Origin of the sequence: Amycolatopsis sp. A1MSW2902, assembly GCF_017312175.1 — a bacterium.
GTDB classification, from domain to species: Bacteria; Actinomycetota; Actinomycetes; order Mycobacteriales; family Pseudonocardiaceae; genus Amycolatopsis; species Amycolatopsis nivea.
Genome location: NZ_QJPO01000001.1, coordinates 2853883 through 2874073 on the forward strand (window position 1 = coordinate 2853883; position 20191 = coordinate 2874073).

The window sequence follows — 20191 nt, forward strand, 5'->3', positions numbered from 1 at the left end:
GAGCGGCATGCGCGCGGGACGGTGGCCTGGGCTCCCGGGCGAGCGGCGCTCGCGCGGAACTTACGGCATAGGTTCCGTGGCGAGTGGTGGGTGCCGGAGTGACGGATTGGGCCCAGCGCGGGCGGCATGCGCCGGACTGGTGGCGTGCGCGCCGGATTTGCGGCGTGGGCTCCGGGGCGACGGTGGGTGCCGGACACGCGGCTGAGGTGCCGGGGTGAGCGGCGGGCGCGGAACAGGTGGTGCCCGCGCAGGTCTGGTGGCTCAGGTACAGGGCAGGCGGTCAAGGAGGCAGGTTCGAACGGTTGAACGATGCGCGTTGCTGAGCGGTCTTGGCTGGGCGGCTCGGCGGGCTGGAACAACCCGTGCACCCAGCTCGCGCGGCTGACGAGTCCGCCTGTTCAGGCGGCTCGGTCGTTAGCGCGGGCCAGGAACCCGTCGCCTAAGCCCGTCCGGAAGTCCTGCCGCCGCGGAACCGCATCGGCACGCCGTCGATCAGGGCTGATCCAGTCCATCGCGGCGGCGGAAAAAGCCTGGAGAACGCAGGGAATCCAAGGAAGTCCCGGGGAGGGGACGGTCAGGGTGAGCAAACCCTCTTTGTTTGAGCTTGCACGCTCGTGCATAATCATTCGTATGACGGTGAAGATCGCGGTAGCCGGTGCCAGCGGGTACGCGGGCGGCGAACTGCTGCGCCTGCTCCTGACCCATCCCGAGGTCGAGATCGGCGCTCTCACGGCGGCGAGCAGCGCGGGGACGACGCTGGGCGCGCACCAGCCGCACCTCGCTCCGCTGGCCGGGCGGGTGCTGCTCGAGACGAACGCGGAGACGCTCGCGGGCCACGACGTCGTGTTCCTTGCTCTGCCGCACGGCCATTCGGCCGAGATCGCGGCGCAGCTCGGGCCGGACGTGCTCGTGGTCGATCTTGGGGCCGACCATCGGCTCGCGGACGCGGCGGACTGGCGACGGTGGTACTCCGGCGAGCACGCGGGGCAATGGCCTTACGGGATGCCCGAGCTGCCTGGTGCGCGCGAGAAGCTCGTCGGGACCAAGAGGATCGCGGTTCCGGGCTGTTTCCCGACCGGCGGGTCGCTGGCGCTGGCCCCGGCGTTGGCGGCGGGGCTGATCGAGCCCGCGGTCACCGTGGTGTCGGTGACGGGGACGTCCGGTGCGGGCAAGAGCCTGAAGCCGAACCTGCTCGGGTCCGAGGTCATGGGCAACGCGAGCGCGTACGGCGTCGCCGGTGCGCATCGGCACACGCCGGAGTTCGTGCAGAACCTCTCCGGCGCGGCGGGCAAGCCGGTGACCGTTTCGTTCACGCCGGTGCTCGCGCCGATGCCGCGCGGCATTCTCACGACGGCGAGCGCCCAGCTCGCGGGCGACGTCGACGAGGCCGCCGCGCGCGCGGTCTACGAGAAGGCCTACGACGCGGAGCCGTTCGTCCAGGTGCTGCCCGAAGGGACCTGGCCGACGACCGCGGCCACGGTCGGCTCGAACAACGTCCAGCTCCAGCTCGGGATCGACGACGGCGCGGGCAGGCTGGTCGTCGTCACGTCGATCGACAACCTCACCAAGGGCACCGCGGGCGGTGCCGTCCAGTCGATGAACCTGGCGCTCGGTTTCCCCGAGGCCACCGGACTTTCCACCGTGGGAGTGGCACCGTGACCGTCACCGGACCGAAGGGTTTCCGCGCCGCGGGCGTGGCCGCCGGGATCAAAGCCTCCGGCGCGCTCGACCTCTCGCTGGTCGTCAACGACGGCCCGCTCGACGTCGCGGCGGGCGTGTTCACCCGCAACGTGATCAAAGCCGCGCCGGTGCTGTGGTCGCAGGAAGTGCTGAAGCAGCAGAAGCTGAAGGCCGTAGTGCTCAACTCCGGCGGGGCGAACGCGGCGACCGGGCCGGGCGGGTTCCAGGACACGCACGCCACCGCGGAAAAGGTCGCCGAGGTGCTGGGCACCGGGGCGATCGAGGTCGCGGTGTGTTCCACCGGCCTGATCGGCGAGCGGCTGCCGATGCCCGCCGTTCTGTCCGGTGTGGACAGTGCGGTCAAGGCGCTGGACGCAGGCCCGGAAGCGGCGCTCAACGCGGCCACCGGCGTCATGACCACCGACACCAAACCGAAGCAGGCGTTCGCCCGGCACGACTCCGGGTGGAGCGTCGGCGGGTTCGCCAAGGGCGCGGGGATGCTCGCGCCGAACCTGGCGACGATGCTGTCCGTGCTGACCACGGATGCCGTGGCGGACAAGGAAACTCTCGACCGTGCGCTGCGCGCTGCCACGCACGTCACGTTCGATCGGCTCGACGTGGACGGCGGGACGTCGACCAACGACACCGTGCTCGTGCTTGCCTCGGGCGCGAGCGGGGTGGAGCCGACCGAGGCCGAGCTGACCGAGCTGCTCACCAAGGTCAGCCACGACCTGGTGCTGCAGCTGCGGGCCGATTCCGAAGGCGCCACGAAGGACGTCGACGTCACCGTGAAGGGCGCCGCGTCCGAAGCCGACGCGATCGTCGTGGCTCGGACGATCGCCGAGGACAACCTGGTCAAGACCGCCTTGTTCGGGTCCGATCCCAACTGGGGCCGCATCGCGATGGCGCTCGGCCGCGCACCGGCGCGGATCGATCCCGAGACGGTGTCGATCGCGATCAACGGCGTCACGTTGTTCGCGGGCGGCACCACGGCCGAGGACCGGTCGGCGGCCGATCTGTCCGGGCGGGCGATCGACGTCGTCGTGGATCTCGGCGTCGGTTCGGGCGAGGCCACGATCTACACCACCGACCTCTCGCACGCGTACGTCGAAGAGAACAGCGCGTACTCGTCATGACGGATACCGGAAGGCTCGTCTCCGCGGACGAACGGCTCGCCAGCGCGGCCGAGAAGGCCGGGGTGCTGATCGAAGCGCTGCCGTGGCTGCAGCGGTTCAACGGCGCGACCGTCGTGGTCAAGTACGGCGGCAACGCGATGATCGACGACCAGCTGAAGGCCGCGTTCGCCGAGGACATGGTGTTCCTGCGGCTGGCCGGGCTGCACCCGGTGGTCGTGCACGGCGGCGGCCCGCAGATCAGCGCGATGCTGTCCCGGCTCGGTGTGCCGGGGGAGTTCAAGGGCGGTCTGCGCGTCACCACGCCGGAGACCATGGACATCGTGCGCATGGTGCTGGTCGGGCAGGTGAGCCGTGAGCTGGTCGGCCTGATCAACGCGCACGGACCGTACGCGGTCGGCATTTCCGGCGAGGACGCGCGGCTGTTCACCGCCGAGCGCAAACAGGCCACTGTGGACGGTGAGCAGGTGGACATCGGCCTCGTGGGCGAGGTCGCCGAGGTGAACCCGGCCGCGGTGCTCGACATCGTGAACGCCGGCCGCATCCCGGTGGTGTCCACGGTCGCCCCCGACATCGACGGCGTGGTGCACAACGTCAACGCCGACACCGCCGCGGGCGCGCTCGCCGCGGCGCTCGGCGCGGAGAAGCTCGTCGTCCTCACCGACGTCGAAGGCCTTTACGCCAACTGGCCGGACCGGTCGTCGCTGATCGACCGGATCCCCGTCGACCGTCTCGAACGCATGCTGCCCGGCCTGGCCAGCGGCATGATCCCGAAGATGGAGGCGTGCGTGCGAGCGGTGCGCGGCGGCGTGCGCGGCGCCCACGTCATCGACGGCAGGCTCGCCCATTCGGTGCTGCTCGAGGTCTTCACCTCGCGCGGCATCGGCACCATGGTGCTGCCCGAGGCAGCGCACCCCGGAACGGAGCACGCGTGACTACCCTCAAGTCCAATGCAGACGGCCAGCAGCACTGGCAGTCGGCCGTCATGGACAACTACGGAACCCCCGGCCTGACTCTGGTGCGCGGCGAAGGCGCTCGAGTGTGGGACGCGGACGGCGCCGAGTACGTCGACCTGGTCGGCGGCATCGCGGTGAACGCGCTCGGCCACGCCCACCCGGAGGTGGTGCGCGCGGTCACCGAGCAGATCTCGAAGCTGGGGCACACGTCGAACCTGTACGTGAACCCGGTCGCGGTCGAACTCGCCGAAACCCTGCTCGACGTCGCGGGCCTGAACGGGCAAGGGAAAGTCCTGTTCGTCAACTCCGGCGCGGAGGCGAACGAGGCCGCGCTGAAGATCACCCGGCTCACCGGCCGCAGCAAGGTCGTCGCGGCGGAGGGCGCGTTCCACGGCCGCACGATGGGCGCGCTGTCGCTCACCGGGCAGCCGTCGAAGCGCGAGGCGTTCGAGCCGCTGGTTCCGGGCGTCACGCACGTTCCCTACGGCGACGTAGACGCGTTGCGGGCCGCCGTGGACGGCGAGACCGCCGCGGTCTTCCTGGAACCGGTGCTCGGCGAGGCCGGGGTGATCCCGGCTCCGGACGGCTACCTGCACGCGGCGCGCGAGATCACCAAGGCCGCCGGTGCGCTGCTCGTCCTCGACGAGGTGCAGACCGGGATCGGCAGGCTCGGCACGTGGTTCGGCTTCCAGCAGGCCGGGATCGTGCCGGACGTGATCACGCTCGCGAAGGGTCTCGGCGGCGGGCTTCCGCTCGGCGCCGTGATCGGCGTCGGCGCGGCGGGCGACCTGCTGAAGCCGGGCCAGCACGGCACGACCTTCGGCGGCAACCCGGTGTGCTGCGCGGCCGGGCTGGCCGTGCTGCGCACCATCGTCCGGGATGACCTGCTCGACCACGTTTCCGCGCTGGGCAAGGATCTCGCCGCGGGAGTCGAGGCGCTCGGCCACCCGCTCGTGTCCGGGGTCCGCGGCGCGGGGCTGCTGCTCGGCATCGGCCTGCGGAAGCCGGTTTCCGCGGCGGTCGCGAAGGCCGCGCAGGAAGCGGGCTACCTCGTCAACCCGGTCGCCCCGGACACCGTCCGGCTCGCCCCGCCGCTCGTGCTCGACGAGCAGCAGGCGCACGGCTTCCTCTCCGCCCTCCCGGGCGTGCTCGACTCCACCACCACGAAGGAATCCGACTGATGCCCCGCCATTTCCTCCGCGACGACGACGTCACCCCGGCCGAGCAGACCGCTCTGCTCGACCTCGCGGACCAGCTGAAAGCCGACCCGCTCGGCACGAAGGCGCTCGCCGGCTCCACCGTGGCCGCGATCTTCGAGAAGAACTCCACCCGCACCCGGTTCTCGTTCGAGGTCGGAATCAGCCAGCTCGGCGGGCATCCGGTGATCGTCGACGGCCGTTCGATGCAACTCGGCCGCGAGGAGACCATCGAGGACACGTCGCGCGTGCTGTCGCGCTACGTCGACGCCGTCGTGTGGCGCACCTTCGCGCAGAAGCGCATCGACTCGATGGCGTCGGTCGCGTCGATCCCGATCGTCAACGCGCTCACCGACGAGTTCCACCCGTGCCAGGTGCTCACGGACCTGATGACCATCCGCGAGCGCAAGGGCAAGCTCGCCGGGCTCACGCTCACCTACCTCGGCGACGGCGCCAACAACATGGCGCATTCGCTGCTGCTCGGCGGCACGACGGCCGGGATGAACGTGCGTGTCGTGTCGCCGGAGGGGTTCCAGCCCGACCAGCAGGTGATGCTCGACGCCAAGCAGCGCGGAACCGAAACCGGCGGCAGCGCGAACGTCTACACCGACGCGCACGAGGCCGTCGACGGCTCGGACGTGCTGGTCACCGACACCTGGACGTCGATGGGCCAGGAGAACGACGGCCTCGACCGGGTCGGCCCGTTCCGCGCGCTGCAGGTCAACGCCGCGTTGCTGAAGCGCGCCGCCGACGAGGCGATCGTGCTGCACTGCCTGCCCGCGCACCGCGGCTGGGAGATCACCGACGAGGTGCTCGACGGCCCGGCCAGCGCGGTGTGGGACGAGGCGGAGAACCGGCTGCACGCGCAGAAAGCCCTGCTGGTCTGGCTGTTCGGGCAGAACGGCCAATGACCAGCAGCCGGGTCGGGCGCCAGGCGCGGATCACCGAACTGGTGTCCACGATGGCCATCCGCAGCCAGACGGAACTCGCGCGGCTGCTCGCCGCCGAGGGGATCGAGGTCACCCAGGCGACGCTGTCGCGCGACCTCGACGAACTCGGCGCGATCAAGCTGCGCGGCGCCGACTCGGGCGCGCCGGTCTACGTCATCCCCGAGGACGGCAGTCCCGTGCGCGGCGTCCAGGGCGGCACCTCGCGGCTGTCCCGGCTGCTCGCGGAGCTGATGGTGTCGGCGGATTCGTCGGGCAACCTCACCGTGCTGCGCACGCCGCCGGGCGCCGCGCAGTTCCTCGCGAGCGCGATCGACCGGGCCGCGCTGGAGGAGGTCGTCGGGTCCATCGCGGGCGACGACACGGTCGCGGTGATCGCGCGCGAACCGCTCACCGGACGAGACCTCGCCGAGCGGTTCACCGCGCTCGCCCAAGGTTCGGCGGAAGGAAACGAGCCGTGACCCGGCGGGTCGTGCTCGCCTATCCGGGCGGGCACGGCTCCTCAGCCGCGCTGAGTCTCCTTCAGGAACAAGGCGAAGTGGTCGCGGTCGCCGTGGATTTCGGTTCAGGCGACGTGGATCTGTGCGCGCTCCGGCGGCAGGCGATGGCCGACGGGGCTGCTGAGGTCGTGGTCGCGGATGTCCGCGAGGAGTTCGCGAACAGCTACTGTTTGCTTGCGCTGCAAGCGAATGCGCTGATTCTCGACCGGCACCCGCTGGTCGAAGCGCTGGCCCGGCCGCTGCTGGCAAGCCAGCTCGTCGCGACTGCGAGGGACCGGAACGCGTCGGCCGTTGCACACGGTGGCGGAGACACGTTGTCCAGCATGATCGCGGCACTCGCTCCGGACCTCGAGATCGTCGAACTCGATGTTCGCGGCGAGCAAGAACTGTCGACGAGCCGGACTTTGTGGGGCCGGACCGCGGACGACGGTTACCGCTGGACCGAGGACGCAGTGGCGAACCTCGGCGCGCCGGACGAGGTGGTTGTCACCTTCGAAGAGGGGGTGCCGGTCGCGGTCGACGGCGAGACGGTCAGCGTCGCCGAGGCGGTGCAGCGGCTCGGACATCGGGCCGGGCCGCACGGGATCGGCCGGTACGAGGCTTATGACGCACCGGGCGCGGCGGTGCTGATCGCCGCGCACCAAGAGCTGGAATCGGTCACGCTCGACCGTGATCTGGCGAGGTTCAAACGCGGCGTCGACCGGCGGTGGGCCGAACTGGTCCACGACGGATTGTGGTTCTCGCCGCTGCGCGAGCCGCTGGACGCGTTCGTCCGGCGGGCGCAGGAGCGCGTGTCCGGCGAGGTGCGGCTGGTGCTGCACGCGGGCAGCGCGACCGTGGCCGGCCTCTCCGGGAGGCGGCTTCGCCCGGTCGGACGGCGGCACCGCCGCGCGACCGGGCAGACTCCGCTGGGAAACACCCAGCATCCGAGCACCCAGGCGTCCTGAGACGCCGGACGAGAGAGGCAGAACGTGAGCGGGAAAGACCAGCCGGTGCAGCTGTGGGGCGGCCGGTTCGCCAGCGGGCCGGCCGAGGCGATGGCGGCGCTGAGCGCCTCGACCCACTTCGACTGGCGCCTGGCGCCCTACGACATCGCCGGATCGCGCGCGCACGCCCGCGTGCTGAACAAGGCGGGTCTGCTCACCGAAGCGGAACTGACCGGGATGCTCGACGCGCTCGACACGCTGGCGCAGGACGTCGCGTCCGGCGCGTTCACCCCGACGATCGCCGACGAGGACGTGCACACCGCGCTCGAACGCGGACTGCTCGAGCGGGCCGGCGCCGAACTGGGCGGCAAGCTGCGGGCAGGCCGTTCCCGCAACGACCAGGTCGCGACGCTGTTCCGGATGTGGCTGCGCGACGCCGCCCGCCGGGTGGTCGCGGGCACGCTCGACGTGATCGACGCCCTGGTGTCGCAGGCGTCCCGGCACCCGGACGCGATCCTGCCCGGGCGCACCCACCTGCAGCACGCGCAGCCGGTTCTGCTCGCGCACCACCTGATGGCCCACGGCCAGTCGCTGCTGCGCGACGTCTCCCGCCTGCGCGACTGGGACGCCCGCACCGCGGAATCCCCGTACGGTTCGGGCGCGCTCGCCGGTTCGTCGCTCGGCCTCGACCCGGAAGCCGTGGCCGCCGAACTGGGCTTCGACACCAGCGTGGAGAACTCGATCGACGGCACCGCCTCGCGCGACTTCGTCGCCGAGTTCGCGTTCGCCGTCGCGATGCTCGCGGTGAACCTGTCGCGGATCGCCGAAGAGGTGATCATCTGGAACACCGCCGAATTCGGCTACGTCACGCTGGACGACGCGTGGGCCACCGGCAGCTCGATCATGCCGCAGAAGAAGAACCCGGACGTCGCGGAGCTGACCCGCGGCAAGGCCGGACGGCTGATCGGCAACCTCACCGGCCTGCTCGCCACGCTCAAGGCGCAGCCGCTCGCGTACAACCGCGACCTGCAGGAGGACAAGGAACCGGTCTTCGACTCGGTCGAACAGCTGGAACTGCTCTTCCCGGCGATCGCGGGGATGCTCGGCACGCTCACCTTCCACACCGAGCGGCTCGCCGAACTGGCTCCCGCCGGGTTCACCCTCGCCACCGACATCGCCGAATGGCTGGTGCGCCAGGGCGTGCCGTTCCGCGTCGCGCACGAGGCGGCGGGGGAGAGCGTGCGGGTCGCGGAGGCGCGCGGGGCCGGGCTCGACGAGCTGACCGACGAGGAGTTCCAGGCCATCAACCCGGCGCTCACGCCGGCGGTGCGCGAAGTCCTCACCGTCGAAGGCTCGGTGCGTTCGCGCGACGCTCGCGGCGGCACCGCGCCGGACCGGGTCGCCGAGCAGCGGGAGCGCCTGGTCGAACGCGTCGCGGCGCATCGGCAGTGGCTGAAGTGATCTGTCGCCGGGCCGCTGGTTAGGCTGGCGGCCTGACGAGGGGAGTGCGTGTGGACCGGTTGTTCCGGCGCGAAGAACTGGCACTGGACCCGGTCGACCTGGCTCGGCTGCTGCTCGGTGCCGTCCTCGAGGCCGACGCGCCCGAAGGCCGGGTCGGGGTGCGGCTCGTCGAGGTCGAGGCCTATCGCGGGCTCGACGATCCCGCTTCGCATTGCTACCGCGGGAAAACCCCGCGCAACGCGGTGATGTGGGGTCCGGCCGGGCACCTCTACGTGTACTTCGTCTACGGCATGCACTTCTGCGCGAACGTCGTCGGCACCGAGGACGGCCAGCCGGGCGCGGTGCTGCTGCGCGCCGGCGAGGTCGTCGAGGGCGCGGACATCGTGCGGAAGCGGCGGCCGAACGCGCGCGGCAACGGCGAGCTCGCCAAAGGCCCGGCCATCCTCACCTCCGTGCTGGGTCTCGCCCGCGAGCAGAACGGGCTCGATCTCACCGACCCGGAATCGCCGGTGCGGCTGCTCGCCGGCGAACGCGTGCCCGCGGACAACGTGCGCACCGGCCCGCGCGTCGGCGTCGCGATGGCGATGGACACACCGTGGCGGTTCTGGATCGACGGCTCACCAGCCGTCTCGACCTACCGCCGAGGCGGGAAACGCCGGCAGGTGCGACCCGCGGGATAGTCGTTTGACCTGGTGGGGGATCATCTACAGGTGTGAGTGAGCACATCCTTGACGAGTTGTCCTGGCGCGGCCTGATCGCGCAATCCACCGACATCGACGCCCTGCGCCGAGAACTCGACCGCGGCCCTCTCACGCTCTATTGCGGCTTCGACCCGACCGCGCCCAGCCTGCACGCCGGCAACCTCGTCCCGCTGCTGATGCTCAAGCGGTTCCAGCGCGCCGGGCACCGGCCGATCGTGCTGGCGGGCGGCGCCACCGGGATGATCGGCGACCCCCGCGACAACGGGGAGCGCACGCTGAACACCCTGGACGTCGTCGCCGACTGGGCCGGGCGGATCCGCGGGCAGCTGGAGCGGTTCGTGGACTTCGACGACTCGCCGACCGGCGCGATCGTCGAGAACAACCTCGACTGGACCTCGAAGCAGAACACGCTGGAGTTCCTGCGGGACGTCGGCAAGCACTTCTCGGTGAACGTGATGCTGAACCGGGAGACGGTCAAACGCCGCCTCGAGGGCGACGGCATGTCCTACACCGAGTTCAGCTACCTGCTGCTGCAGTCGCAGGACTACCTGGAGCTGTACCGCAAGCACGGATGCAAGCTGCAGGTCGGCGGCTCGGACCAGTGGGGCAACCTCGTCGGCGGAGTGGATCTGATCCGCCGCGTCGAAGGCGGGACGGCGCACGCGCTGACCGCGCCGCTGGTCACCGACGCCGAAGGCCGCAAGTTCGGCAAGTCCACCGGCGGCGGGGACGTGTGGCTCGACCCGGAGCTGACCTCGCCGTACGCCTGGTACCAGTACTTCGTGAACGTCGGCGACGCTGACGTGCTCCGCTACCTGCGCCTGTTCACCTTCCTCGACCGGGAGGAGATCGAGGAGCTCGCGAAGGACACCGAGGAGCGCCCGCACCTGCGCGCCGCGCAGAAGCGGCTGGCCGAGGAGTTCACGAACCTGGTGCACGGCGAGGCCCAGACGCGCCAGGTCATCGCGGCGAGCCAGGCCCTGTTCGGCCGCGGCGAGCTGACCGACCTCGACGGCCCGACGCTCGACGCGGCGATGGCCGAGGTCCCGAACGGCAAGGTCGAGCCCGCAGGCGACGCGACGATCGTCGACCTGTTGCTCGCCGGGGGACTGGTGGACAGCAAGGGCGCGGCGCGGCGCACGGTGAAGGAGGGCGGCGCGTACGTGAACAACGTGAAGATCGCCGACGAGGAGTGGAAGCCCTCGGCTTCCGATGCCCTCCACGGCCGCTGGCTCGTGGTCCGCAAGGGCAAGCGCACGGTCGCCGGCGTCCGCGTCGGGGCCTGATCTCGCCCTCGGCCCGAAACAGGGGGTCTGACCTGCGGGAACGCAGTTAAGGTACCCCCCTGTTTCGGGCCCTGGGAGGGCGTGTAAAGTTCTCCAAGTCGCCAGGGAAACCGGGTGGCCGCCGGGACACGAACCAAGCTCTCGCCTCTAGGGTGATTGAGTGGGTGTCCCACCAAAAACTGCTAGGAATGACCGCTTCGGTCAGGCTCGCCCTCACGGGGTCGGGTTTGGTTCGGGGTGTGTTGCTTGAGAACTCAACAGTGTGCTAGTGAACTAAGCCAGTAGAGCTTATATGAAACCCCCTCGTCGGGGTTTCCTTTGAGAATGATTGATTGAGAGTAGTCTCGATCGAACTTGAAGACATTGTTGGAGAGTTTGATCCTGGCTCAGGACGAACGCTGGCGGCGTGCTTAACACATGCAAGTCGAACGCTGAACCGGTTTCGGCCGGGGATGAGTGGCGAACGGGTGAGTAACACGTGGGTAATCTGCCCTGTACTCTGGGATAAGCCTGGGAAACTGGGTCTAATACCGGATATGACCACTACAGGCATCTGTGGTGGTGGAAAGTTCCGGCGGTATGGGATGAACCCGCGGCCTATCAGCTTGTTGGTGGGGTAATGGCCTACCAAGGCGACGACGGGTAGCCGGCCTGAGAGGGTGACCGGCCACACTGGGACTGAGACACGGCCCAGACTCCTACGGGAGGCAGCAGTGGGGAATATTGCACAATGGGCGCAAGCCTGATGCAGCGACGCCGCGTGAGGGATGACGGCCTTCGGGTTGTAAACCTCTTTCGCCAGGGACGAAGCGCAAGTGACGGTACCTGGATAAGAAGCACCGGCTAACTACGTGCCAGCAGCCGCGGTAATACGTAGGGTGCGAGCGTTGTCCGGAATTATTGGGCGTAAAGAGCTCGTAGGCGGTTTGTCGCGTCGGCTGTGAAATCTGGAGGCTTAACCTTCAGCGTGCAGTCGATACGGGCAGACTTGAGTTCGGCAGGGGAGACTGGAATTCCTGGTGTAGCGGTGAAATGCGCAGATATCAGGAGGAACACCGGTGGCGAAGGCGGGTCTCTGGGCCGATACTGACGCTGAGGAGCGAAAGCGTGGGGAGCGAACAGGATTAGATACCCTGGTAGTCCACGCTGTAAACGTTGGGCGCTAGGTGTGGGCGACATTCCACGTTGTCCGTGCCGTAGCTAACGCATTAAGCGCCCCGCCTGGGGAGTACGGCCGCAAGGCTAAAACTCAAAGGAATTGACGGGGGCCCGCACAAGCGGCGGAGCATGTGGATTAATTCGATGCAACGCGAAGAACCTTACCTGGGCTTGACATGCGCCAGACATCCCCAGAGATGGGGCTTCCCTTGTGGTTGGTGTACAGGTGGTGCATGGCTGTCGTCAGCTCGTGTCGTGAGATGTTGGGTTAAGTCCCGCAACGAGCGCAACCCTTATCCTACGTTGCCAGCGCGTCATGGCGGGGACTCGTGGGAGACTGCCGGGGTCAACTCGGAGGAAGGTGGGGATGACGTCAAGTCATCATGCCCCTTATGTCCAGGGCTTCACACATGCTACAATGGCTGGTACAGAGGGCTGCGATACCGCGAGGTGGAGCGAATCCCTTAAAGCCGGTCTCAGTTCGGATCGCAGTCTGCAACTCGACTGCGTGAAGTCGGAGTCGCTAGTAATCGCAGATCAGCAACGCTGCGGTGAATACGTTCCCGGGCCTTGTACACACCGCCCGTCACGTCATGAAAGTCGGTAACACCCGAAGCCCATGGCCCAACCCGCAAGGGAGGGAGTGGTCGAAGGTGGGACTGGCGATTGGGACGAAGTCGTAACAAGGTAGCCGTACCGGAAGGTGCGGCTGGATCACCTCCTTTCTAAGGAGCACAACACATCCCGGCCACGGTCGGGAGTGGGCACGGTCTAACACCCGCGTGTGGTGTTGCCGGGCTTGCTCAAGGAATTGTGGAACTACTGGTTATCGCCGGCGACGGTGGATGATGTTCCTGCTCAGTACTGCGGCTTGCCGTGTGGAACGGGGGAGCGGAGTCCGGGTGGTCGGGTGTTCACTGCACGCTGTTGGGTCCTGAGGCAACACACGTTGTTTCTGGTGTGGTGTTTGAGAACTGTAGAGTGGATGCGAGCATCTTTGTGGTCAAGTTGTTAAGGGCACATGGTGGATGTCTTGGCTTCAGGAGCCGATGAAGGACGTGGGAGGCTGCGATATGCCTCGGGGAGCTGTCAACCGAGCTGTGATCCGAGGATTTCCGAATGGGGAAACCCAGCACCAGTGATGTGGTGTTACCCGCCGGTGAATATATAGCCGGTGCGGAGGGAACGCGGGGAAGTGAAACATCTCAGTACCCGCAGGAAGAGAAAACAAAAGTGATTCCGTGAGTAGTGGCGAGCGAAAGCGGAAGAGGCTAAACCGTTTGCATGTCAAGCTGTCAGGCGTTGTGCAGGCGGTGTTGTGGGACCCAGCGTCGAGGATCTGACAGTCCTCGGAATGTGCGCGCGTGTTAGTGGAACCGCTTGGGATGGCGGACCGGAGTGGGTGAGAGTCCCGTACGCGAAAACATGTTGCGTGTGTTTGTTTGGTGTTCCCGAGTAGCAGCGAGCTCGTGGAATTTGCTGTGAATCTGCCGGGACCACCCGGTAAGCCTAAATACTTCCTGAAGACCGATAGCGGACGAGTACCGTGAGGGAAAGATGAAAAGTACCCCGGGAGGGGAGTGAAAGAGTACCTGAAACCGTGTGCCTACAAGCCGTCAGAGCGTTTCGACGTGATGGCGTGCCTTTTGAAGAATGAGCCTGCGAGTTAGTGCTGCGTGGCGAGGTTAACCCGGGTGGGGTAGCCGTAGCGAAAGCGAGTCTGAATAGGGCGAAATAGTCGCGTGGTCTAGACCCGAAGCGGAGTGATCTACCCATGGCCAGGGTGAAGCGACGGTAAGACGTCGTGGAGGCCCGAACCCACTTAGGTTGAAAACTGAGGGGATGAGCTGTGGGTAGGGGTGAAAGGCCAATCAAACTCCGTGATAGCTGGTTCTCCCCGAAATGCATTTAGGTGCAGCGTCGCGTGTTTCTTGCCGGGGGTAGAGCTACTGGATGGTCTAGGGGCCTTACCGGGTTACCGAAATCAACCAAACTCCGAATACCGGTTAGTGAGAGCGCGGCAGTGAGACGGCGGGGGATAAGCTTCGTCGTCGAGAGGGAAACAGCCCAGAACACCAGCTAAGGCCCCTAAGTGTGTGCTCAGTGGGAAAGGATGTGGGATTGCCCAGACAACCAGGAGGTTGGCTTAGAAGCAGCCACCCTTGAAAGAGTGCGTAATAGCTCACTGGTCAAGTGGTCCTGCGCCGACAATGTAGCGGGGCTTAAGCACACCGCCGAAGCTGTGTCATTCACACAATACATCCGCAAGAGCTTTCGGGTTCTTGTGCAGTGGTGTGGATGGGTAGGGGAGCGTCCTGCATCCAGGGAAGCGGCCGCGGAAGCGAGTCGTGGAGGGTGCGGGAGTGAGAATGCAGGCATGAGTAGCGAATGCAGAGTGAGAAACTCTGCCGCCGGATGACCAAGGGTTCCTGGGCCAGGCTAATCCGCCCAGGGTAAGTCGGGACCTAAGGCGAGGCCGACAGGCGTAGTCGATGGACAACGGGTTGATATTCCCGTACCCGAGCATGTGCGCCCATGGCGAGGCGGTTGACACTAACCACCCGAAGCCGCGGTTGAAGTCTTCGGACGGAGGCCGTGTGTGGAGCGTGGGACCTGATTCCGTAGTAGTCAAGCGATGGGGTGACGCAGGAAGGTAGCTCCGCCAGGCGATGGTTGTCCTGGTGTAAGCGTGTAGGCCGTCATGTAGGCAAATCCGCATGGCATATAGGCTGAGACGTGATGCGTAGCCGTTTGAGGCGAAGTGGGTGATCCTATGCTGTCGAGAAAAGCCTCTAGTGAGTGCATGCACGGCCCGTACCCCAAACCAACACAGGTGGTCAGGTAGAGAATACCAAGGCGATCGGGTGAACTGTGGTTAAGGAACTCGGCAAAATGCCCCCGTAACTTCGGGAGAAGGGGGGCCAAGCACTGTGATACCCCTTGCGGGTGGAGCGGTGGTTGGCCGCAGAGACCAGCGGAAAGCGACTGTTTACTAAAAACACAGGTCCATGCGAAGTCGCAAGACGATGTATATGGACTGACGCCTGCCCGGTGCTGGAACGTTAAGAGGACCGGTTAACTCCTTTCGGGGGGTGAAGCTGAGAATTTAAGCGCCAGTAAACGGCGGTGGTAACTATAACCATCCTAAGGTAGCGAAATTCCTTGTCGGGTAAGTTCCGACCTGCACGAATGGCGTAACGACTTTCCGGCTGTCTCGACCACAGGCCCGGCGAAATTGCATTACGAGTAAAGATGCTCGTTACGCGCGGCAGGACGGAAAGACCCCGGGACCTTTACTATAGTTTGGTATTGGTTTTCGGTTCGGCTTGTGTAGGATAGGTGGGAGACTGTGAAGCGCTCACGCTAGTGGGTGTGGAGTCGTTGTTGAAATACCACTCTGGTCGGATTGGGAATCTGAACCTCGGACCATGATCTGGTTCAGGGACAGTGCCTGATGGGTAGTTTAACTGGGGCGGTTGCCTCCTAAAGGGTAACGGAGGCGCCCAAAGGTTCCCTCAGCCTGGTTGGCAATCAGGTGTCGAGTGCAAGTGCACAAGGGAGCTTGACTGTGAGACAGACATGTCGAGCAGGGACGAAAGTCGGGACTAGTGATCCGGCACCTCCTGGTGGAAGGGGTGTCGCTCAACGGATAAAAGGTACCCCGGGGATAACAGGCTGATCTTGCCCAAGAGTCCATATCGACGGCATGGTTTGGCACCTCGATGTCGGCTCGTCGCATCCTGGGGCCGGAGTAGGTCCCAAGGGTTGGGCTGTTCGCCCATTAAAGCGGCACGCGAGCTGGGTTTAGAACGTCGTGAGACAGTTCGGTCCCTATCCGCCGCGCGCGCAGGATACTTGAGGAAGGCTGTCCCTAGTACGAGAGGACCGGGACGGACGGACCTCTGGTGTGCCAGTTGTCACGCCAGTGGCATGGCTGGTTGGCTATGTTCGGAAGGGATAACCGCTGAAGGCATCTAAGCGGGAAGCCTGTTCCAAGATGAGGTATCCCACCCCATGTGGGTTAAGGCCCCCAAGAGACGATTGGGTTGATAGGCCAGAAATGGAAGCACAGTAATGTGTTGTCGAGTTGACTGGTACTAATAGGCCGAGGACTTGCCCACGAAGATGTTACGCATCCACTCTACGGTTCTGAAACACCACACCGGTCGCCCCTCGAGGGGTGGGTGTGTGTTGTTTCGGAGTGTTTCGGTGGTTTTAGCGTCAGGGAAACGCCCGGTCCCATTCCGAACCCGGAAGCTAAGCCTGACTGCGCCGATGGTACTGCAACCGAAGGGTTGTGGGAGAGTAGGACACCGCCGAACTTAACCTGATAGGTCTGGGCCCCGGTCCGAGAACCCCTGGTGGTTCTCCCGGGGCCCAGACTCATGTTCGCGTCCGCTCGGAGGGCGCGCGAGGCGGCTCAGGTCCGCCCGCGCGAGGTTGCTCCGAACGGGCCCGTAGGATAGTCAATCGGCCCTCGTACGGAGGGCCGTCTTCAGAATTCCAGAGTTGTCTATGGCAGGAGGCCAGGTGTCCGAGTTCGGTCGACGTGACTCAGCGGATGAGGGGTCCGGTCGGTCGGCTCGCCGCGACCAGGACTCCCGCGGCGGCCGGTCCGACGCGCCCCGGGGAGACCGGCGCGGCGCGCGGCAGGACCGCGGCGGGCGGGACAGCCACCAGGGCTGGCCCCGGCGGGACGACCGCGGCGCACGCGGGTCCGGAGGGTTCGCCGGCCGACCCGATCGCGGCGACGGCCCTCGCGAAAACCGCGGATACGGCGCGAAGCGCGACGACGACCGCGACTTCCGCCCCCGCGGCAAGCGCGAGTTCGACCGTCCGCAAGGCAAGTCTTACGGCGACCGTTCCGGCGGCAAGCCCTACGGCGACCGTTCGGGGCGTCCCGAGGGACGTTCTTCCTACGGCGAGCGCTCCGGCGGGCCCGGCAAGTCGTACGGTGATCGTCCGGATGGGAAGTCCTACAGCGATCGCGGCGGGCGGCCGCAGGGCAAGTCCTCTTATGGAGAACGGTCCAGCGGGCGCTGGAACGACGACCGGCGCGGCAGCGACGACCGGCGCGGGCCGGGCGGATACCGCGGCAAGGACTCCCAGGGCGGCGGGTTCCGCGACGATCGGCGCGGGTCCGGCGGATTCCGCGACAACGACCGGCGCGGCGGCTACGGCGACCGCGACAACCGAGGCGGCAAGCCCGGCGATCGCGAGGCGCGCGGCGGCTACCGCGACGACCGCGGCAGCAAGCCGGGCGGGTACCGGGACGACCGCGGTGGCAAACCCGGGGGCTACCGGGACGACCGTGGCGGCAAACCCGGGGGCTACCGGGATGACCGTGGCGGCAAGCCGGGCGGGTACCGGGACCGGGACGACCGGGGTCCGCGCGACGGTGGATTCCGTGGCGGGAACCGGGGTTCCGGCGGATTCCGCGACGACCGGTCCAGCGGGAACCGGCGCGACGACCGCGGATTCCGCAACGATCGCGACGAGCGTCGCGACAGCCGTCCGGGCGGGTTCCGCAATGACCGCCGCGACGAAGGCGGTTACCGCGGGGATCGGCGTGACGACCGCTCCGGCGGGTTCCGCGACAACCGGCGGGACGACCGTTCGGGCGGGTTCCGCAACGAGCGGCGCGACGAGGGCGGCTACCGCGGAGACCGGCGGGACGATCGGTCCGGTGGATTCCGCAACGACCGCCGCGACGAAAGCGGTTACCGAGGCGAGCGGCGCGACGATCGCTCCGGCGGATACCGGAACGACCGGCGTGACGACCGTTCGGGCGGGTTCCGCAACGACCGGCGCGACGAGGGCGGTTACCGAGGCGAGCGGTCCGGCGGGTTCCGTCGCGACGACCGCGCCGGGGACAAGCGGCCTGGCGGGGATCGCCGGGACGAGCGTTCGGGCGGGTTCCGCAAGGACCAGCGCGACGGTGGGTTCCGGAACGACCGTCAGGACGAGGGTGTCCGCGGGCGGCGCGAAGAGGTCGAGGAGACCTCTTCGGCTGCGGTCGAGGAATCCGCGGTAGTCGACGAGGTGACTGCTGGCTCGAGCGCCGCGGACGTCGAGTCGGGTGCGGGGGACCGGACCGGGAGCGTCGAGGCTGCTGAGAGCCAGGAACGGCCGCAGGACAGCCGGGACGACCGTGGCGAGCGGCAGGAGCGGCAGGACCGTCGGGAGCGCGACAACCGCAGCGACCGTGGCGACCGCGACAACCGTGGCAGCAGGGACAGCCGCGACACCCGGGGTGACCGGCGTGACCGCAGGGACGACCGTCCTCGCACCAAGCGGCCGGTGACCGTCGAGGAGCAGGACGCGGCACTCGCCCGCGAGCTGCTCGAAGCTCCAGAACTGCCTGAGGACATCGAGTTCTCCGACCTCGACGAGGAAGTCCGCCGCGAGCTGCGCACCCTGCCGAAGGGGCTCGCGGAGACCGTCGGGAAGCACCTGGTCGCCGCGGGCGGGCTGGTCGACGAGGACCCGGAGGCCGCGCTCGAGCACGCGCGGTACGCGAAGACCAAGGCGTCTCGGGTGCCGATCGTCCGCGAAGGGCTCGGGCTGGTCGCTTACCACGCCGGCAACTGGCAGGAAGCGCTGTCCGAACTGCGTGCCGTCCGGCGGATGACGCGCAGCGACGAGCACATCGCGATCATCGCGGACGCCGAGCGCGCGCTCGGACGTCCGGAGCGCGCCCTCGACCTCGCCAAGGAGACCGACAAGGAACGGCTCACCAAGTCGACCCAGGTCGAGCTGGCGATCGTCGCGGCGGGCGCGCGGCGCGATCTCGGGCAGCTGGACGCGGCGGTCGTGTCGTTGCAGGGGCCGGACCTCCAGGCGGCCAAGCGCGATCCGTGGAGCGCGCGCCTGTTCTACGCGTACGCCGACAACCTCGAGGCTGCCGGGCGCAAGGAAGAGGCCGTGCAGTGGTTCCTGAACGCCGCGGAGGCCGACGCCGAGGACGAGACCGACGCCGCCGAGCGGGCCGCGGACCTGGCGAACGAGGCGAACGCGAACGAGGCGAACGGTTCCAGCGAGACGGATGACTGACGTGGCCTACGACGCGCTGCTGTTCGATCTCGACGGCACCGTGTACCACGGGACGCAGGTGATCGAGGGCGCCGCGGAAGCCGTGGCCGCCGTGCGCGAACAGGGCACGGCGGTCCGGTTCGTGACCAACAACGCATCCAAGGCCCCGTCGGCGGTCGCGGAGCATCTCCGGGACCTCGGGATCTCCGCGGACACCGAAGAGGTGCACACGAGCGCTCAGGCGGCAGCCGGGCTCCTTCGGGACCGGCTGCCGTCCGGGGCGAAGGTGCTCATTGTCGGCACCGTCTCGCTCGGCGACCAGATCTCCGCCGTGGGACTGGAGCCGGTGCGGACCGCGGGCGACGACGTTTCCGCGGTGGTGCAAGGACATTCGCCGGAAACCGGATGGGCGGACCTCGCCGAGGCGAGCATCGTGATCCGGGCAGGCGGGCTGTGGGTCGCGACGAACACCGACACCACGCTGCCGACCGAGCGCGGGCTGATGCCGGGCAACGGGTCCATGGTCGGGGCGCTCAAGATCGCCACCGGGGCGGAGCCGGTCGTCGCGGGGAAGCCGCAGCCGCTGCTGTTCGAGACGGCCGCGCGGTCGGCGAAGGCGAAGCGCCCGCTGGTGGTCGGGGACCGGCTCGACACGGACATCGCGGGTGCGGTCGCGGCGGGGCTCGACTCGCTGTGCGTCCTCACCGGCATCGCGACTCCGGCGACGCTGCTCACCGCGATCCCGGCGGAACGGCCGAGTCACCTCGGCGCCGACCTCACCGCGCTCGCGCAGCCGGCCGACGAATTGCGCGTCGGCAAGCGAACCGGCTGGGAGATCAGCGAAGGGGACGAGCTGACCGTACGCGGCGAAGGCGACAAGCTCGACCTGCTGCGCGCGCTGTGCGACGCGGCGTGGCGCACCGGCGTCTCGCAGGTGCGCGCGGACGGCGACGCGGCCGCGGCGGCAGTGACCGGGCTCGGGCTGGCCTGACTGGTAGTTTGGGGCTGTGCACCCGAACGTTCCGCGGCCGGTTCCCGGACCCCCGCCGATCCCCGGACCCGGCCCGCAGCAGACTGACCCGCGGGCGGGCATCGACGAGGCCGTCGCCGGGCTCGACGACCTCGACACGCTGCCGCCCGCCGAGCACGTGGACCGGTTCGAGGCCGTGCACACCGAGCTGACCGTGGCCCTGTCCAGCATCGACAAGGTCTGAC

13 protein-coding genes and 3 rRNA genes are annotated in these 20191 nt (G+C 67.7%); all 16 read left to right on the top strand.

All coding sequences use genetic code 11. From position 1 onward, the window contains the following. Window positions 1–630: 630 nt before the first annotated feature. The 16 genes from argC (at window position 631) to DMP23_RS13145 (ending at window position 20190) form a co-directional block, all read left to right on the top strand. Entirely contained in the window at window positions 631–1659 is a 1029-nt protein-coding gene (gene argC, locus DMP23_RS13070) for an N-acetyl-gamma-glutamyl-phosphate reductase (RefSeq protein ID WP_134667960.1), read from the top strand. Beyond that, window positions 1656–2816 (top strand): bifunctional glutamate N-acetyltransferase/amino-acid acetyltransferase ArgJ, encoded by a 1161-nt coding sequence (argJ, locus tag DMP23_RS13075; RefSeq protein ID WP_337821190.1) that lies wholly within the window; start codon window positions 1656–1658, stop codon window positions 2814–2816. Before argC ends, argJ begins: the two co-directional genes overlap by 4 nt. Beyond that, window positions 2813–3748, top strand: a complete 936-nt coding sequence (gene argB, locus DMP23_RS13080; RefSeq protein WP_037818179.1) for an acetylglutamate kinase — start codon at window positions 2813–2815, stop codon at window positions 3746–3748. The genes argJ and argB overlap by 4 nt, the downstream gene beginning before the upstream one ends. Next, the gene (locus DMP23_RS13085; protein WP_134667958.1) at window positions 3745–4950 is read left to right on the top strand and encodes an acetylornithine transaminase; all 1206 of its coding nucleotides are present in this window, start codon (window positions 3745–3747) and stop codon (window positions 4948–4950) included. The genes argB and DMP23_RS13085 overlap by 4 nt, the downstream gene beginning before the upstream one ends. After that, complete coding sequence (argF, locus tag DMP23_RS13090; protein ID WP_337821191.1) at window positions 4950–5876, top strand: ornithine carbamoyltransferase; 927 nt, start codon at window positions 4950–4952, stop codon at window positions 5874–5876. Before DMP23_RS13085 ends, argF begins: the two co-directional genes overlap by 1 nt. Beyond that, window positions 5873–6373: an arginine repressor gene (locus DMP23_RS13095; RefSeq protein ID WP_037818182.1), complete on the top strand. Its 501-nt coding sequence runs from the start codon at window positions 5873–5875 to the stop codon at window positions 6371–6373. The genes argF and DMP23_RS13095 overlap by 4 nt, the downstream gene beginning before the upstream one ends. Beyond that, window positions 6370–7359, top strand: coding sequence for an argininosuccinate synthase domain-containing protein (locus DMP23_RS13100; protein WP_337821192.1), 990 nt, complete (start codon window positions 6370–6372; stop codon window positions 7357–7359). Before DMP23_RS13095 ends, DMP23_RS13100 begins: the two co-directional genes overlap by 4 nt. Window positions 7360–7383: 24 nt before the next feature. Then, the gene (gene argH / locus DMP23_RS13105; protein WP_037818185.1) at window positions 7384–8799 is read left to right on the top strand and encodes an argininosuccinate lyase; all 1416 of its coding nucleotides are present in this window, start codon (window positions 7384–7386) and stop codon (window positions 8797–8799) included. Between the two features lie 44 nt (window positions 8800–8843). Further along, complete coding sequence (locus tag DMP23_RS13110; protein ID WP_037818187.1) at window positions 8844–9479, top strand: DNA-3-methyladenine glycosylase; 636 nt, start codon at window positions 8844–8846, stop codon at window positions 9477–9479. Between the two features lie 32 nt (window positions 9480–9511). Beyond that, entirely contained in the window at window positions 9512–10786 is a 1275-nt protein-coding gene (tyrS, locus tag DMP23_RS13115) for a tyrosine--tRNA ligase (protein WP_238605677.1), read from the top strand. A gap of 363 nt (window positions 10787–11149) precedes the next feature. After that, window positions 11150–12669, top strand: a 16S ribosomal RNA gene (locus tag DMP23_RS13120). A 276-nt stretch (window positions 12670–12945) separates the two neighbouring features. Continuing rightward, a 23S ribosomal RNA gene (locus DMP23_RS13125) occupies window positions 12946–16065 on the top strand. Window positions 16066–16149: 84 nt separating this feature from the next. Next, window positions 16150–16266, top strand: a 5S ribosomal RNA gene (rrf, locus tag DMP23_RS13130). The 16S, 23S and 5S rRNA genes sit together here, the layout of an rRNA operon. Before the next feature lie 208 nt (window positions 16267–16474). Beyond that, window positions 16475–18997 carry a hypothetical protein gene (locus DMP23_RS13135; RefSeq protein ID WP_337821193.1) on the top strand — a complete coding sequence of 841 codons (2523 nt, stop codon included), beginning with the start codon at window positions 16475–16477 and terminating at the stop codon, window positions 18995–18997. Then, window positions 18990–19967 carry an HAD-IIA family hydrolase gene (locus DMP23_RS13140; RefSeq protein WP_337821194.1) on the top strand — a complete coding sequence of 326 codons (978 nt, stop codon included), beginning with the start codon at window positions 18990–18992 and terminating at the stop codon, window positions 19965–19967. Before DMP23_RS13135 ends, DMP23_RS13140 begins: the two co-directional genes overlap by 8 nt. Window positions 19968–19983: 16 nt before the next feature. Beyond that, window positions 19984–20190, top strand: a complete 207-nt coding sequence (locus DMP23_RS13145) for a hypothetical protein (protein ID WP_009079580.1) — start codon at window positions 19984–19986, stop codon at window positions 20188–20190. The last annotated feature ends 1 nt before the right edge of the window (window position 20191 follow it).

Bases quoted from the DNA above. Each gene is read 5' to 3' on its own strand.
- argC (WP_134667960.1), top strand. From the start codon at position 631: ATGACGGTGAAGATCGCGGTAGCCGGTGCCAGCGGGTACGCGGGCGGC.
- argB (WP_037818179.1), top strand. From the start codon at position 2,813: ATGACGGATACCGGAAGGCTCGTCTCCGCGGACGAACGGCTCGCCAGC.
- argF (WP_337821191.1), top strand. From the start codon at position 4,950: ATGCCCCGCCATTTCCTCCGCGACGACGACGTCACCCCGGCCGAGCAG.
- DMP23_RS13095 (WP_037818182.1), top strand. From the start codon at position 5,873: ATGACCAGCAGCCGGGTCGGGCGCCAGGCGCGGATCACCGAACTGGTG.
- DMP23_RS13140 (WP_337821194.1), top strand. From the start codon at position 18,990: ATGACTGACGTGGCCTACGACGCGCTGCTGTTCGATCTCGACGGCACC.